This is a genomic window from Roseivivax sp. CAU 1753, assembly GCF_054482575.1.
Window position 1 is genome coordinate 25877 of the sequence record NZ_JBTLRF010000001.1, and the last position, 12545, is coordinate 38421.

The window sequence follows — 12545 nt, forward strand, 5'->3', positions numbered from 1 at the left end:
CGCCTAGCGCCGGCCGGTCAGGTGCGGGCGGATGTCCGCGCCGATGGCCGCATAGAGATCGAGCACAGCATCGAAGGACAGACCGTCGGTCACGGCCGCCACCAGCGCGCCGTCCGCGGGCCGGAAATCCGGTCGCGCCTCTGCCGGTCCCGCATGCATGACGCCCGCGGCACCGGTTTCCAGCAGCGGCGGCAAGGCATTGGCAAGCGTTGCGGGGAACCGCGCCGCGGTCCCGTCGCCCGCTTCGATCCGGTCGAGCACCGCGTAGAAATCCGGCGGTGACACCGCGAGCCAGGGCGCCAGATGGACCGCGTCCTCGGCCCCGCGCAGCGGGATTGCCAGATGCGCGCGCAGAAAACGCGCATCGCCCAGGCGGCACAGCTCGGAAGACAGCTTGTCGTCGCCCTCGGTCACCACATCGCCGGGCCCGGGCACCGCGAAAGGCCAGACATCCGGCGCATCGAAGCCGATATCGACCAGCCCGCCGAAACTGCGCCCGCAGCACGGGCAGGCATAGTCCGGATCGTTCAGCCGCTGCCAGCGGGCATCGAGCGCCAGCAGGTTCACTCGGCCGCCGTCTTCAGCTGAAAGCCCTTTTCGATCTGGTCCGACGGTTCGACCGGGTATTCGCCCGAGAAACAGGCGTCGCAATATTGCGGGCTCGCCTTGTCGCGGCCACTGGCCTCGCCCACCGCGCGATACAGCCCGTCGAGCGAGATGAAGCGCAGCGAATCGATGCCCAGATGGTCTCGCATCTCGTCCTCGGACATGGTCGCGGCCAGCAGCTTTTCGCGCTGCGGCGTGTCGACGCCGTAAAAACACGGCCAGGCCGTCGGCGGGCTGGCGATGCGGAAATGCACCTCGGCGGCGCCGGCATCGAGGATCATTTCCTTGATCTTGCGGCTGGTGGTGCCACGCACCACCGAATCGTCGACCAGAATGACCCGCTTGCCCTCGATCAGCGCGCGGTTGACGTTCAGCTTCAGCCGCACGCCCATGTTGCGGATCTGTTCGGTCGGTTCGATGAAGGTGCGGCCCATGTACTGGTTGCGCACGATGCCCATGCCGTAGGGGATGCCCGATTCGTGGGCAAAGCCGATGGCGGCGGGGGTGCCGCTGTCGGGCACCGGGCAGACCAGATCCGCCTCCACCGGGGCCTCGCGGGCCAGTTCCACGCCGATCTGGCGGCGCGTCTCGTAGACCGAGCGGCTGCCGATGATCGAATCGGGGCGGCTGAAATAGACATGCTCGAAAATGCAGAAGCGCGGCTTGCGCGGACGGAAGGGGCGGTGGCTTTGCACGCCGTCCTTTTCGGTGATGACGACCATCTCTCCGGGGTCGATCTCGCGCACATACTCGGCGCCGATGATGTCCAGCGCGCAGGTCTCGGATGCCAGCGCCCAGCCATCGCCGATGCGGCCCAGCACCAGCGGGCGCACGCCCAGCGGGTCGCGCACGCCAATCAGCTTGGTGCGGGTCATCGCCACCACCGAGAACGCACCCTCGACCCGGCGCAGCGCGTCTTCCATCCGGGCCGGGATGTCGCGCTGCAACGACCGGGCCATCAGGTGGATGATGCATTCGCTGTCCGACGACGACTGGAAGATCGAACCGCGCTCGATCAGCTCGCGGCGCAACGCATCGGCATTGGTGATGTTGCCGTTATGCGCGATCGCCGCCCCGCCCATCGAGAACTCGCCGAAGAACGGCTGCACGTCGCGGATCTGCGTCGGCCCCTTCGACCCGCTGGTGGAATAGCGCACATGCCCGATGGCCAGCGCGCCGGGCAGGGTCTGCATCAGCGATTGCGAGGTGAAATTGTCGCGCACATAGCCAAACCGCCGGGCCGAGTTGAACCCCTGTTCGGGCGCGTAGGACACGATGCCGCCAGCCTCCTGTCCGCGATGCTGCAGCGCATGCAGCCCGAGCGCCACGAAATTCGCCGCATCGGCCGCGCCGACAAGGCCGAAGATGCCGCATTCCTCGCGCAGCTTGTCATCGTCGAACGGATGGGCGGGGGGCATGTGGGCGTCGGACAAAGGGCAACCTTCCGAATCCATGTCTGCTGTCGCGCCCTGCTTAGTGCCTTGGACGGCGCGTGTCACGGTGTCATCATGCCCCGGCAGGGCGCGCCGCGTCAGGCGTCGTTCGCGCCGGGCGCTTCGCAGACGCCGACAAGCGATTCGTACTGGCGTGTCACCCAGCCCAGCGCCTCGTCGGGGTTGCGGGCCTCGATCTCGTCGGTAAAGCGCGAAAACACCGCCGCGGCGCGGCTGTCATCGACCATGGGGATGTCCTGGGCGGTGATCACCGTCTGGTAGACGAAGAACGCGATCGCCACCAGCAGCACGCCGCGCACCACGCCGAACAGAAAGCCCAGGCCCTGGTCCAGGCCACCCAGCACCGACCGGTGCACCAGGCTCGAAAACAGCGGCGTGAAGAACGACACCACGATCAGCGCCAGCGCGAACACCGCCGCGAAGGCCGCGATGATCGACAATTCGCAACTGTCCGACAGGAATTCCCCGATCACCGGCATTTCCTTGACCAGCGGCTGGACCTGCGGCGCGAAGATGAAGGCCAGGAACGCGGCGGCGATCCAGCCCGCGATGGCCATCACCTCGCGGACCAGGCCGCGCGAATAGGCCAGAAGTGCAGAAAGCACGATCACCACGGCGACGACGCCGTCGATTGCTGTAAAGCCTTCCATTGCCTGTCTCTTTCCTCAGCCGATTTTCAAAACGCGGATCAGCCCGCGCCGAATACTTCACCTACAAAGGCCGCGAGATCGCTCATTCTCGTCAGGCGCAGCCCGGATGCATCCACGTTCTTGCCGCCCTCGGGGGCGATGGCGGCGGAGAAACCAAGTTTCTGCGCCTCTTTCAACCTGTTTTCGGTTTGCGACACAGGCCGAAGCGCTCCTGATAGGCTGATTTCCCCGAAAACGACAGTTTCGGGCGGCAATGCCGCATCCTCGCGCGCCGAAAGTAGCGCCGCGGCCACAGCCAGATCGGCGGCGGGTTCGCGCACCTTCATGCCGCCCGCGACGTTCAGATAGACATCGAGCCCGGTAAACGGGATGCCGCAGCGCGCCTCCAGCACCGCGAGGATCATCGCCAGACGCCCGCCATCCCAGCCCACCGTGGTGCGGCGCGGCTGCGCCAGCGATGTCGGTGCCACCAGCGCCTGAAACTCGCACAGGACCGGCCTGGTGCCCTCGATCCCCGCGAAAACCACCGATCCGGGGCTGGGCGCGCCGCGTTCGGACAGAAACAGCGCCGACGGGTTGGTCACCTCTGCCAGTCCCGCGCCGGTCATCTCGAAGACGCCGATCTCGTCCGCCGGACCGAAGCGGTTCTTGACCGCGCGCAGGATGCGGAACTGGTGGCCGCGCTCGCCCTCGAAATACAGCACCGTGTCGACCATGTGCTCGACCACGCGGGGGCCCGCGATCTGGCCCTCCTTGGTGACATGGCCGACCAGAACAACGGCGGTATTTCGCCGCTTGGCGAAACTTGTCAGCTCATGCGCCGCCGCGCGCACCTGGCTGACCGAGCCGGGGGCGCTTTCCACGTGGTCGGCCCACATGGTCTGTACCGAATCGATGATCGCGAGGTCGGGCTTTTCGGCCTCCAGCGTGGTGATGATGTCGCGCAGGTTGGTCTCCGCCCCCAGCGACACGGTGGCATCGCCCAGCCCCAGCCGCCGCGCCCGCATCCGGATCTGCGCCGAGGCTTCCTCGCCCGAAATATAGACCACCTTCAGCCCCGCCCCCGCGAAGGCCGCCGCCGCCTGCAACAACAGCGTCGACTTGCCGATGCCCGGATCGCCGCCCACCAGAATCGCCGAGGCCGGGACCAGCCCGCCACCCAGCACCCGGTCCAGTTCGGACAGCCCGCAGGCGGTGCGCGGCGGCGGTGTCTCCTGCGCCGCAAGATCGCTCAGCGGAATGGTGCGCCCGCGCGTGGCCCCCAGTGTCTTGGCGGCGGGGCCGGTCGACAGCGGGGCCTCTTCGCGCACGGCATTCCATTCGCCACAGGCTTCGCAGCGTCCCGCCCATTTGGTGGTGACGTTGCCGCAATTGGCGCAGACAAAATTGGATTTAGCGGCTTTGGCCATGCCGCCGCTTGTGGCCGAGACGCGCGCCCCCCGCAAGCCGGTAGCAGCCGCCCTGACGACCGGCGCGCGTGTCGGCGCGGTTTACTGTGCCGCGCGGCGCGACAGCAGCTCGACGATCTCGCTGTCCAGCGGAAGACCTGCCTCGTCCTCTTGCTCGGGCCCCATGCCGGTCGCGGTTCCGGTCTCGGTGCGCTCGGGCGTATCCTCCAGCCAGTCGCGCGACGGTGCCGCCACCTTGGCGACCTCCGCATCGGCCTGCCAGGCGGCCACCTCGTCCGCATCGACGCCGACGGCTTCGGTCTCGTAGAGCTCGGGCAGCAGGTCCGACAGTTCCTCGCAGATCCGGGCCAGTTGCGACTCGGCGACCGCTTCGTCCATCTCGACCGCTTCGATCCAGCTGCGGATCTGCACCGCATGGGCCTTGGCCGCGTCGAGGCGACGGTTGAAATCGGCGACCTCGTTCTGGCGCTGGGTCAGGAAGTCGCGCGCCCGCATCACCGCGTCGTCGGAATAGACCCGTGCCAGGTCGCGGGCGAGGTGGCTCATCTGCGCCGCGACCTCGATCACCGGCGCTTCCAGTTCGGCCAGATCGGGATGCTCGCGCAGATAGGCGATGCGTTCGCGCACCGAGTCGAATTCGGATTTCAGGTTGAAAAGGCCCTTGCGGTCGGCCGCGTGGGCGGCGCGATAGGCGCGGGTCACATCCTCCATGTTGATATGGAAGCGGCGGTGCGACGTCTCGAGCGCCAGCACCCGGGCGTTGCCGGGCAGGTAGGCCAAAAGCCCCACCAGCAGCGTCGTGCCGACGATCTGCACCACCATCCCGGCCTCGGGATAGGCGACGCCGCCGAATTGCAGGGTCAGGTCGATCCAGGGCATGTAACCCAGCGCCGCGGCACCCGTCATGGCCAGCGCCACAAGCCCGGTGATCACCAGCAGCGCCGCGGTAACGTACTGGAAGGCAACCCGGACGGCCCAGAAAACGGATGTGACAATACGCGACATGGATGGGTCTCCCAAGACCACGAAAGAATCGGCCCCGACAGGGCGCATCCATCTATATTAGGCGGGATAATGCCGATGGGTATGAATTGTGTCAAAAAAAGTGTGCATTGTCATGAAAAGAGATCAAAATCCCGGTTTCGGTATCACTGTTCCCGATTCTGATACAATCACATCAGGGTCGCGCCCCAGAGCCCCAAAAATCCAAGCAGAACAACCACATGCAGCGCGTCTATCCAGCGCCTTGCGCGGGTCGGCACGAAGCCCGACACGAAAAACAGCGCCGACAGCGCCAAGGGGACCCGGACGCCCTGACCGGTGGCCAGAAGCTGTGCCAGCGGTGAATACCAGCCCTGCATGTGCAATCCGAGGGCGGGCGCGAAGGTCACCAGGATGAACAGCGCCGCCACCAGTGCGGTCAGACCGGCCAGCATCCGCGACGGCCCCCGCGCCAGCGCCGCGCGGATCAGCGCCAGGATCAGCAGCACTTCCAGATAGACAAACCGCTTGACGAAGATCAGCGCAAACAGCGTCGGATCGGGCTCGATCAGGCCGCTCACGTCGCGCCGCCGGAATAGCTGCGCGCATAGCGATGCCCGAGCGATGTCAGGATCTCGTAGCCGATGGTGCCCGCCGCCTCGGCAAGGCTGTCGACCGACTGGTGACGGCCCAGGAACTCGACGCTGTCGGGCAGGGCGGGCACGTCGGTCACGTCGATGCCGATCAGGTCCATCGAGACACGGCCCAGCACGCGGCAGCGCGTTTCGCCCGCGAAGACATGCGCACGCGGCCCCATGGCGCGCAGCAGCCCGTCCGCATAGCCCGCGGCGATGGTCGCGACCCTTGTGGGATGCGGCGCGACCCAGCTGTTGCCGTAGCCGACGGTTTCGCCCGCCGCCACGTCGCGGACCTGAATCACCGGCACATCGAGATAGGCCACCGGCAGCGCGTCGGCGAAGGGCATGCCGCCGTAAACCCCGATCCCGGGCCGCGCGAGGTCGAAATGATAGGCCGGACCCAGAAGGATGCCGCCCGTCGCCGCCAGCGACCGTGGCGCGTCGATGCCGTCGGTCATTTCCTCGAAGGCCCTGAGCTGGGCGGGGTTCATGCCATGCTCGGGCGCGTCGGCGCAGGCCAGGTGGCTCATCACCAGCCGGGGGGCCTGCGCCAGGGCGATGTCGCGCAGCGCGGCCCATTCGGCGGGCTCCATGCCGAGCCGGTTCATGCCGCTGTCCAGCTGGATGCCGAAGGGATGGCCGGGCAGGGCCTCCACGTGGCGCAGCATCTGGTCGATCGAGTTCAGCATCGGCACCAGGTCCGCGTCGCGGATGCGCGCCGCGTCACCGGCCATATGGCCGGAAAAGACGCAGATATCGGGGCCGGGGCCCAGTACGCGCCGCAGCGCCACGCCTTCCTCGGCAATCGCCACGAAGAACCGCCGCGCGCCCGCCTGCGCCAGCGCCGGTGCGACCCGGTCCATGCCCAGCCCGTAGGCGTCCGCCTTGACCACCGCCGCGGTCTCTGCGGTGTTTTGCCGGTCAAGGTTGCGCCAGTTGGTCACCAGCGCGTCGAGGTCGATATGAAGCGTCGCTTGGGTCATGTCCGCTCTTTGCCATGGCGGCGTCAGAGGTCAAGCCGGAATTGCGGGCACTCTGCCCGGTCGCCCCAGGTGGGCGCGGCGTCGCGCCGCCCTGAAGGGCAGCCCTCCGCCGCGCCCCGCCTGCATGGGACATGCATGCGGGGGACGTCTGGCGGGTGGTCGGGTGACATGTCGGGGTCGGGCCCTTGGCATCGACAGAGCCCCTGCCGAGATGCGGTTCAGGGGCAGGTCTGCCCTGAACACGGCCGCATCCAAGGGTGATGTCCGCCGCGCCCGCCTCAAGGCCAAGCCGCGCGTGCCGCGCGGTGCCTGCGGCAGCCTTGACCCGGACGCGGCGGACCCGCATGCGGTGCCGTCCTTGCCAGATCGGCACCGTTGCGGCGGCGTTTTGGGTGCAGTGAAAGCGGCGTCAATTCAACCGGTTGCGCGCCTGCGTGAAGACGTTGCATCAAGCGTCGCGCCGCCCCTGCAGGCGTGCCCATGCCCCTGATCAGAAGCCCTGATCGGGGGTCTGCCAGGGTTTTACCAGGTTGCCGAAGCGGGTGAACTGGCCCTCGAAGCTCAGCTCGACCGTGCCGATCGGGCCGTGGCGCTGCTTGCCGATGACCACTTCCGCCTTGCCGTGCAGACGCTCCATCTCTTCCTGCCAGGCGGCCATCTTGTCGAGGTCATGATCGCCGGGTTTTTCGCGTTCCTTGTAGTATTCCTCCCGGAACACGAACATCACCACATCGGCATCCTGCTCGATCGACCCGGATTCGCGCAGGTCCGACAGTTGCGGGCGCTTGTCTTCGCGGCTTTCCACTTGCCGGCTGAGCTGCGACAGCGCCATCACCGGGATCTCCAGTTCCTTCGCGATGGCCTTCAATCCCATGGAAATCTCGGCGATTTCCTGCACGCGGTTGTCGTTGCGCCCGGTGCCGCGCACCAGTTGCAGGTAGTCGACGATCAGCACATCCAGCCCGTGCGTCCGTTTGAGCCTGCGCGCGCGCGCGGCCAGCTGCGCAATGGGCAGCGCGGGCGTGTCGTCGATATAAAGCGGGCAGGCCTCGAGGCTTTTGGCCGCCTCGACGAAGCGGCGGAACTCCTCTTCGGTCATGTCGCCGCGGCGGATCTGTTCCGACGGCACTTCCGCGGCCTCCGACAGGATCCGTGCGGCCAGCTGTTCGGCGGACATCTCGAGCGAATAGAACCCCACCACGCCACCTTCGATGGCGCCCTCGGTGCCGTCGTCTCGCACCCCGCGCTTATAGGCCTTGGCGACGTTGTAGGCGATGTTGGTGGCCAGCGATGTCTTGCCCATCGACGGACGCCCGGCAAGGATCAGCAGGTCCGATTTGTGCAGCCCGCCCAGCTTCTTGTCGAGATCGTTGAGCCCGGTCGACACGCCCGCCAGCCCGCCTTCGCGCTTGTAGGCCGCGTTGGCGACATTGACCGCGCTGGTCACCGCGCGCAGGAACGACTGGAAGCCCTGTTCGGCCTGGCCCTGCTCGGCCATGCGATAGAGCGCCTGTTCGGCCTCGACGATCTGCTCGCGCGGCTCGGAGGCCACATCGACCTTGGCCGCCTTTGACGAGATGTCGCGCCCGAGCCCGATCAGGTCGCGCCGCACCGCCAGATCGTAGATCATGGTGGCGTAATCCTTGACCGCGAAAGACGCGATGGCGGCCCCCGCCAGCCGCATCAGGTAGGCCGGTCCGCCCAGCTCCTTCAGGCCCTCGTCCTCCTCCATGAACGCCTTGAGCGTCACCGGCGAGGCGAGGTTGTTCTTGGCGATCCGCGCCGCCGCGACCTCGTAGATGCGGGCATGGACCGGGTCGTAGAAATGCTTGGCGGTGATGATCGAGGCAACCCGGTCATAGACGTCGTTGTTGGTCAGGATCGCGCCCAGAAGCTGCTGCTCGGCCTCGATGGAATGGGGCATGGTGTCGGGCGCCTGCACCTCGGCGCCGGTTGCGTTGAAAGTGGTGACCTCGTTCATGACCGATCCGATTCTCGCGCATTTTCCGTAGACGGTCTGGTTAGGACACGGGCTGCGGATCGTGCAAATTGTATCTTTCTGGGGATAAGTCCCCCGACGCGGCAGCGCGCCCATATCTTGCGGCAGGTGCCGTCAGATTGCCAACATAAAGTGGCGCAACCCCGAATTGTTGCAACACGACGTTGCGGGAACGCGCCCGATCGCGTCCCTCATCGTTCTAGGTCGGTCTGTGTCGATCCGTGGCGTCTTGTGGCGTCCCGTGGCGTTCTGCGGGCGGGGTCAGCCCTGCCGTGCGGCCTGCCAGGCGCGCGGGTCGCGCAGGAAGCTTTCGACCTCGCCCAGCGTCTCGGCGTCGAAGGCTTCGCGGCGCTTGGCTTCGGCCAGCACGTCCCACCAGGTGCACAGATGGTGCAGCGTCACGCCATGATCGCCCAGCGTTGAAATCGTCTCGGGGAAGATGTCGTAATAGAAGATCACCGCCGTATGCGCGCAGGTGGCCCCGGTGTCGCGGATCGCATCGACAAAGGACAGCTTGGAGCCGCCATCGGTGGTCAGATCCTCGACCAGCAGCACGCGCTGGCCCTCGGTCATCGCGCCCTCGATGCGGGCATTGCGACCGTAACCCTTGGGTTTCTTGCGCACATAGGTCATCGGCAGCGCCATCCGCTCGGCCACCAGCGCGGCAAAGGGGATGCCCGCGGTTTCGCCCCCGGCGATGTTGTCGAAGGCCTCCAGCCCGGCGTTACGCATCACCGTGACGGTCAGGAAGTCCATCAGCGTCGCCCGGATGCGCGGGTAGGAAATCAGCTTGCGGCAATCGATATAGCTGGGCGAGGGCAGGCCGGAGGCCAGCGTATAGGGGTCTCGCGCGTTGAAATTTACCGCTTCGATATCCAGCAGCATGGCGGCGGTCAGGCGGGCCATCTCTTCGGGGGCGGGGTAGCTGGTGGGGATCATCTGGGGGCCTTTCAGGTCATGCGCTCGGGCGTTCGGTTAGCGCGAAAGGGCGGTCGGGGGAAGAGTTGGGTTCGGTCACGGTCCGGGAACGGCGATATCACAAGGGCGCTATCCGACGAATGGTCGGCACAAGCGACATGGTTCGGATGCGCCGATCCGGCGGCTTGGCGCTTCACGCGTCGAAATGCGCGCTTTGTCTCGACGGATCATCGCTTTGGTCGATCGGTGCGCTGGCTTGCCCGACGCGCCAATCCGGTGGGGCCGGATCGGCGCTGGCGGGGCAATCAATCCACCCGCCAATGCAGCGGAAAGCCCGGATCGAAGACCGTCACCGGGCCGTCCCCGGTCTCGATCTTGGCCGGATAGTCCACCGGATCGCCCCGGGTCAGCGTCACCGTGTCCTCGTGCGGGTCGAGCCCGTAGAACCTTGCCCCGTTCAGCGACGCGAAGCCCTCGAGCCGGTCGAGGCAGCCGTCCTGCTCAAAGACCTCCGCCAGGATCGACAGCGTGTTGGTGGCGGTGAAACAGCCCGCGCAGCCGCATCCCGATTCCTTCGCCGCGTCCACATGCGGCGCGCTGTCCGTGCCCAGGAAAAAGCACGCCTCGCCCGACATGGCCGCCGACCGCAGCGCCAGCCGGTGAATTTCGCGTTTGGCCACAGGCAGGCAATAATAATGCGGCCGGATGCCGCCCACCAGCAGGTGATTGCGGTTGATCACCAGATGATGCGTGGTGATCGTCGCGGCCAGATCGTCCCCGCCCGAGCGTGCATATTCGACGCCATCGCGGGTGGTGACATGCTCCATCACGACGCGCAGACCGGGCGTCGCGTCGCGCAGCGGGGCCAGAACCCGGTCGATGAACACCTTTTCGCGGTCGAAGATGTCGACCACAGGCTCGGTGACCTCTCCGTGCACGCACAGCGGCAGGCCGATCTCGGCCATGCGTTCCAGCACCGGGCGCACCTTGTCGAAATCGGTGACCCCCGAGGCCGAGTTGGTCGTCGCCCCCGCCGGATACAGCTTGACCGCTTTCACCAGCCCGTCCGCATGCGCCCGCGCCACGTCGTCGGGGTCGGTGTCTTCGGTCAGGTACAGCGTCATCAGCGGCTCGAACGCCGCGCCCTCGGGCAGGGCGGCCATGATCCGGTCGCGATAGGCGGCGGCATCGGCCCCGGTCACCACCGGTGGCACGAGGTTCGGCATGATGATGGCGCGGCCGAAATGGCGGGCGGTTTCGGGCAACACGGCAGCCAGCATCGCGCCGTCGCGCAGATGCAGATGCCAGTCATCGGGGCGGCGAAGGGTCAGGGTTTTCATGGCGTGGCGAATATCATGACCGCCGCGTCCGCACCAGTATCAAGCGTGTCTCCGGCCCCATCGCGCGGCGGCTGTCATCACACATTGAGTAGGGCGCGCCGATGGGGCAAAATGGGGCGATACCCGTCCACCCCGCAGCCGGAGCGGCCCCTCATGTTTCTGACCTTTTTCGTGGCCATCTGCGCCGGTGCCGCGGTGATGTCGCTGCAACCCCGCCTGACCGAGATCCTCTGACGTCACCTGGGCGAACGGCACATGCCGGATGCGCCGGGCCGCCGTGTCATCGCCTTTGCCGTGGCGCTTGCCATCGCGGTCGCGCTGTTGTGGTTGCTTGGGGTGCGGGCCAGCCCGATGGCGCTGCTGGTGGGCGGGCTGATCGGCCATTTCCAGGCGCAACTGCGCGAGGTCATCCTGTCGCGCCGCAACTAGGGCACTCCCGGGCGGCGCGTCCCGGTGCGTTGATCGCTGGTCAGCGCGCGGCGGTCTTGCCGTCCGGCGCGTCGGTATCGTCGTCATCGGGCCCATCGCGGCCATCCGTGCCCGACGCCCCAAGCTCTTCCCCTTCCTCTTCCATCCTGCGCAGCGCCCGCAGCCGTCGCCGGAATCGCGGCGCGGTCTTGCGACTGGCCACGTTCGAACAGAGCAGCCGCACAAGTTCCAGCCGCTCGTCGGATTCCACCCGCGCCAATAGCTTGCGCAGATAGGGGCCGTAGTCGCGTCGCGCCCGCATCAACCGGGCAAAGGCCAGATCGTCCAGCGTACCGTCCACCGCTGCGCGCAGCAGGGGCCGCAGCAGCTCCATTTCCAGCAGGGCACTCTGCAGGGTGCCGCCCATGAACGGCAGCCGCAAATTCGTGACATTGGAGCGATAAAACAGCGCCGCGTGCATCGCATCGAGGTATTCGCGCGGATCGCACAGCACATAGGCCCGCAGCGCGCCGTCCAGCATGTCGGGCGCATAGCCGTAGCGGTCGGTGAAATCCATGCGCCGATACTCGACGAACCGTTCGTCCCAGCCGGTCATCCGCGGATCGAGCGTGGCCTGCGGTTGCAGCGCCAGCACCGTCGCCCCGGGGGCCGCGACCGAATAGGCCGCCGCCGCGTAGCCGCAAGGCCCCGCGCCGAAAAAGATCACCCGGTCGAAATCGTCGAAGAACCCGTCATCGGTCAGCTGGTCGAAAAACCCGAAGACCTGCGCGTCGCGGAACCATGTGTCGTTCTTCGACACCACGGACAGCAGCGACCAGCCCTCGGCCTCGGCCACCTCGAGCGCGACGGGCCGGTTGGTCTCGGTCAGCGCTTGGATGCCCGAAAAGCTTTCGAAGCTGACCAGCAGCGTGTCACCGTCTTCGTTGAACAGCGCATGGTGCCGTTTTCCCAGCGGTTCGAAAAAGCCGTTGGTCTCGCCGATGCCCTTCAGACGCGTGCGCCAGGTATCGTAATCCAGCCCCGCCAGATCGATATGCCATGCAGTTTCGTTCGGCATGTTGCCACTCTTCCTCGGACTCGCCCGCAGACGTCAGCGCTGCTTTGTTGGAAACAATGCCCGCGCATTTTGACGAAAATG

The 12545-nt window shown here is 66.7% G+C and carries 12 protein-coding genes; 1 reads left to right on the forward strand and 11 read right to left on the reverse strand.

What is annotated here, in order from left to right:
- Window positions 1-3: 3 nt before the first annotated feature.
- The 10 genes from ACXYMN_RS00140 to pyrC form a co-directional block, all read right to left on the reverse strand.
- Entirely contained in the window at window positions 4-567 is a 564-nt protein-coding gene (locus ACXYMN_RS00140) for a DUF2199 domain-containing protein (protein WP_459011339.1), read from the reverse strand.
- The gene (gene purF, locus ACXYMN_RS00145; protein ID WP_459012334.1) at window positions 564-2024 is read right to left on the reverse strand and encodes an amidophosphoribosyltransferase; all 1461 of its coding nucleotides are present in this window, start codon (window positions 2022-2024) and stop codon (window positions 564-566) included. The genes ACXYMN_RS00140 and purF overlap by 4 nt, the downstream gene beginning before the upstream one ends.
- Before the next feature lie 113 nt (window positions 2025-2137).
- Window positions 2138-2710 carry a CvpA family protein gene (locus ACXYMN_RS00150; RefSeq protein ID WP_459011340.1) on the reverse strand — a complete coding sequence of 191 codons (573 nt, stop codon included), beginning with the start codon at window positions 2708-2710 and terminating at the stop codon, window positions 2138-2140.
- Between the two features lie 38 nt (window positions 2711-2748).
- Window positions 2749-4119: a DNA repair protein RadA gene (radA, locus tag ACXYMN_RS00155; RefSeq protein ID WP_459011341.1), complete on the reverse strand. Its 1371-nt coding sequence runs from the start codon at window positions 4117-4119 to the stop codon at window positions 2749-2751.
- 81 nt (window positions 4120-4200) lie between these two features.
- Window positions 4201-5124 (reverse strand): DNA repair protein, encoded by a 924-nt coding sequence (locus tag ACXYMN_RS00160; RefSeq protein WP_459011342.1) that lies wholly within the window; start codon window positions 5122-5124, stop codon window positions 4201-4203.
- Window positions 5125-5291: 167 nt separating this feature from the next.
- Complete coding sequence (locus ACXYMN_RS00165) at window positions 5292-5681, reverse strand: hypothetical protein (RefSeq protein ID WP_459011343.1); 390 nt, start codon at window positions 5679-5681, stop codon at window positions 5292-5294.
- On the reverse strand, window positions 5678-6721 hold the full coding sequence (alr, locus tag ACXYMN_RS00170) for an alanine racemase (RefSeq protein ID WP_459011344.1): 1044 nt from the start codon (window positions 6719-6721) through the stop codon (window positions 5678-5680). Before alr ends, ACXYMN_RS00165 begins: the two co-directional genes overlap by 4 nt.
- Window positions 6722-7211: 490 nt before the next feature.
- Complete coding sequence (locus tag ACXYMN_RS00175) at window positions 7212-8702, reverse strand: replicative DNA helicase (RefSeq protein ID WP_459011345.1); 1491 nt, start codon at window positions 8700-8702, stop codon at window positions 7212-7214.
- A gap of 279 nt (window positions 8703-8981) precedes the next feature.
- Window positions 8982-9659 (reverse strand): orotate phosphoribosyltransferase, encoded by a 678-nt coding sequence (locus ACXYMN_RS00180; RefSeq protein ID WP_459011346.1) that lies wholly within the window; start codon window positions 9657-9659, stop codon window positions 8982-8984.
- A 284-nt stretch (window positions 9660-9943) separates the two neighbouring features.
- Entirely contained in the window at window positions 9944-10978 is a 1035-nt protein-coding gene (pyrC, locus tag ACXYMN_RS00185) for a dihydroorotase (RefSeq protein WP_459011347.1), read from the reverse strand.
- A gap of 255 nt (window positions 10979-11233) precedes the next feature.
- Here pyrC and ACXYMN_RS00190 point away from each other — a divergent pair, with 255 nt between their 5' ends.
- A complete protein-coding gene (locus tag ACXYMN_RS00190) occupies window positions 11234-11407 on the forward strand; it encodes a hypothetical protein (protein WP_459011348.1) in 174 nt (57 codons plus the stop codon).
- A gap of 40 nt (window positions 11408-11447) precedes the next feature.
- Here ACXYMN_RS00190 and ACXYMN_RS00195 read toward each other — a convergent pair whose 3' ends face one another.
- A complete protein-coding gene (locus tag ACXYMN_RS00195) occupies window positions 11448-12464 on the reverse strand; it encodes a phosphoadenosine phosphosulfate reductase (protein WP_459011349.1) in 1017 nt (338 codons plus the stop codon).
- Window positions 12465-12545: the final 81 nt, after the last annotated feature.

Bases quoted from the DNA above. Each gene is read 5' to 3' on its own strand.
- purF (WP_459012334.1), bottom strand. From the start codon at position 2,024: ATGCCCCCCGCCCATCCGTTCGACGATGACAAGCTGCGCGAGGAATGC.
- ACXYMN_RS00150 (WP_459011340.1), bottom strand. From the start codon at position 2,710: ATGGAAGGCTTTACAGCAATCGACGGCGTCGTCGCCGTGGTGATCGTG.
- radA (WP_459011341.1), bottom strand. From the start codon at position 4,119: ATGGCCAAAGCCGCTAAATCCAATTTTGTCTGCGCCAATTGCGGCAAC.
- ACXYMN_RS00160 (WP_459011342.1), bottom strand. From the start codon at position 5,124: ATGTCGCGTATTGTCACATCCGTTTTCTGGGCCGTCCGGGTTGCCTTC.
- alr (WP_459011344.1), bottom strand. From the start codon at position 6,721: ATGACCCAAGCGACGCTTCATATCGACCTCGACGCGCTGGTGACCAAC.
- ACXYMN_RS00175 (WP_459011345.1), bottom strand. From the start codon at position 8,702: ATGAACGAGGTCACCACTTTCAACGCAACCGGCGCCGAGGTGCAGGCG.
- ACXYMN_RS00180 (WP_459011346.1), bottom strand. From the start codon at position 9,659: ATGATCCCCACCAGCTACCCCGCCCCCGAAGAGATGGCCCGCCTGACC.
- pyrC (WP_459011347.1), bottom strand. From the start codon at position 10,978: ATGAAAACCCTGACCCTTCGCCGCCCCGATGACTGGCATCTGCATCTG.
- ACXYMN_RS00190 (WP_459011348.1), top strand. From the start codon at position 11,234: ATGCCGGATGCGCCGGGCCGCCGTGTCATCGCCTTTGCCGTGGCGCTT.
- ACXYMN_RS00195 (WP_459011349.1), bottom strand. From the start codon at position 12,464: ATGCCGAACGAAACTGCATGGCATATCGATCTGGCGGGGCTGGATTAC.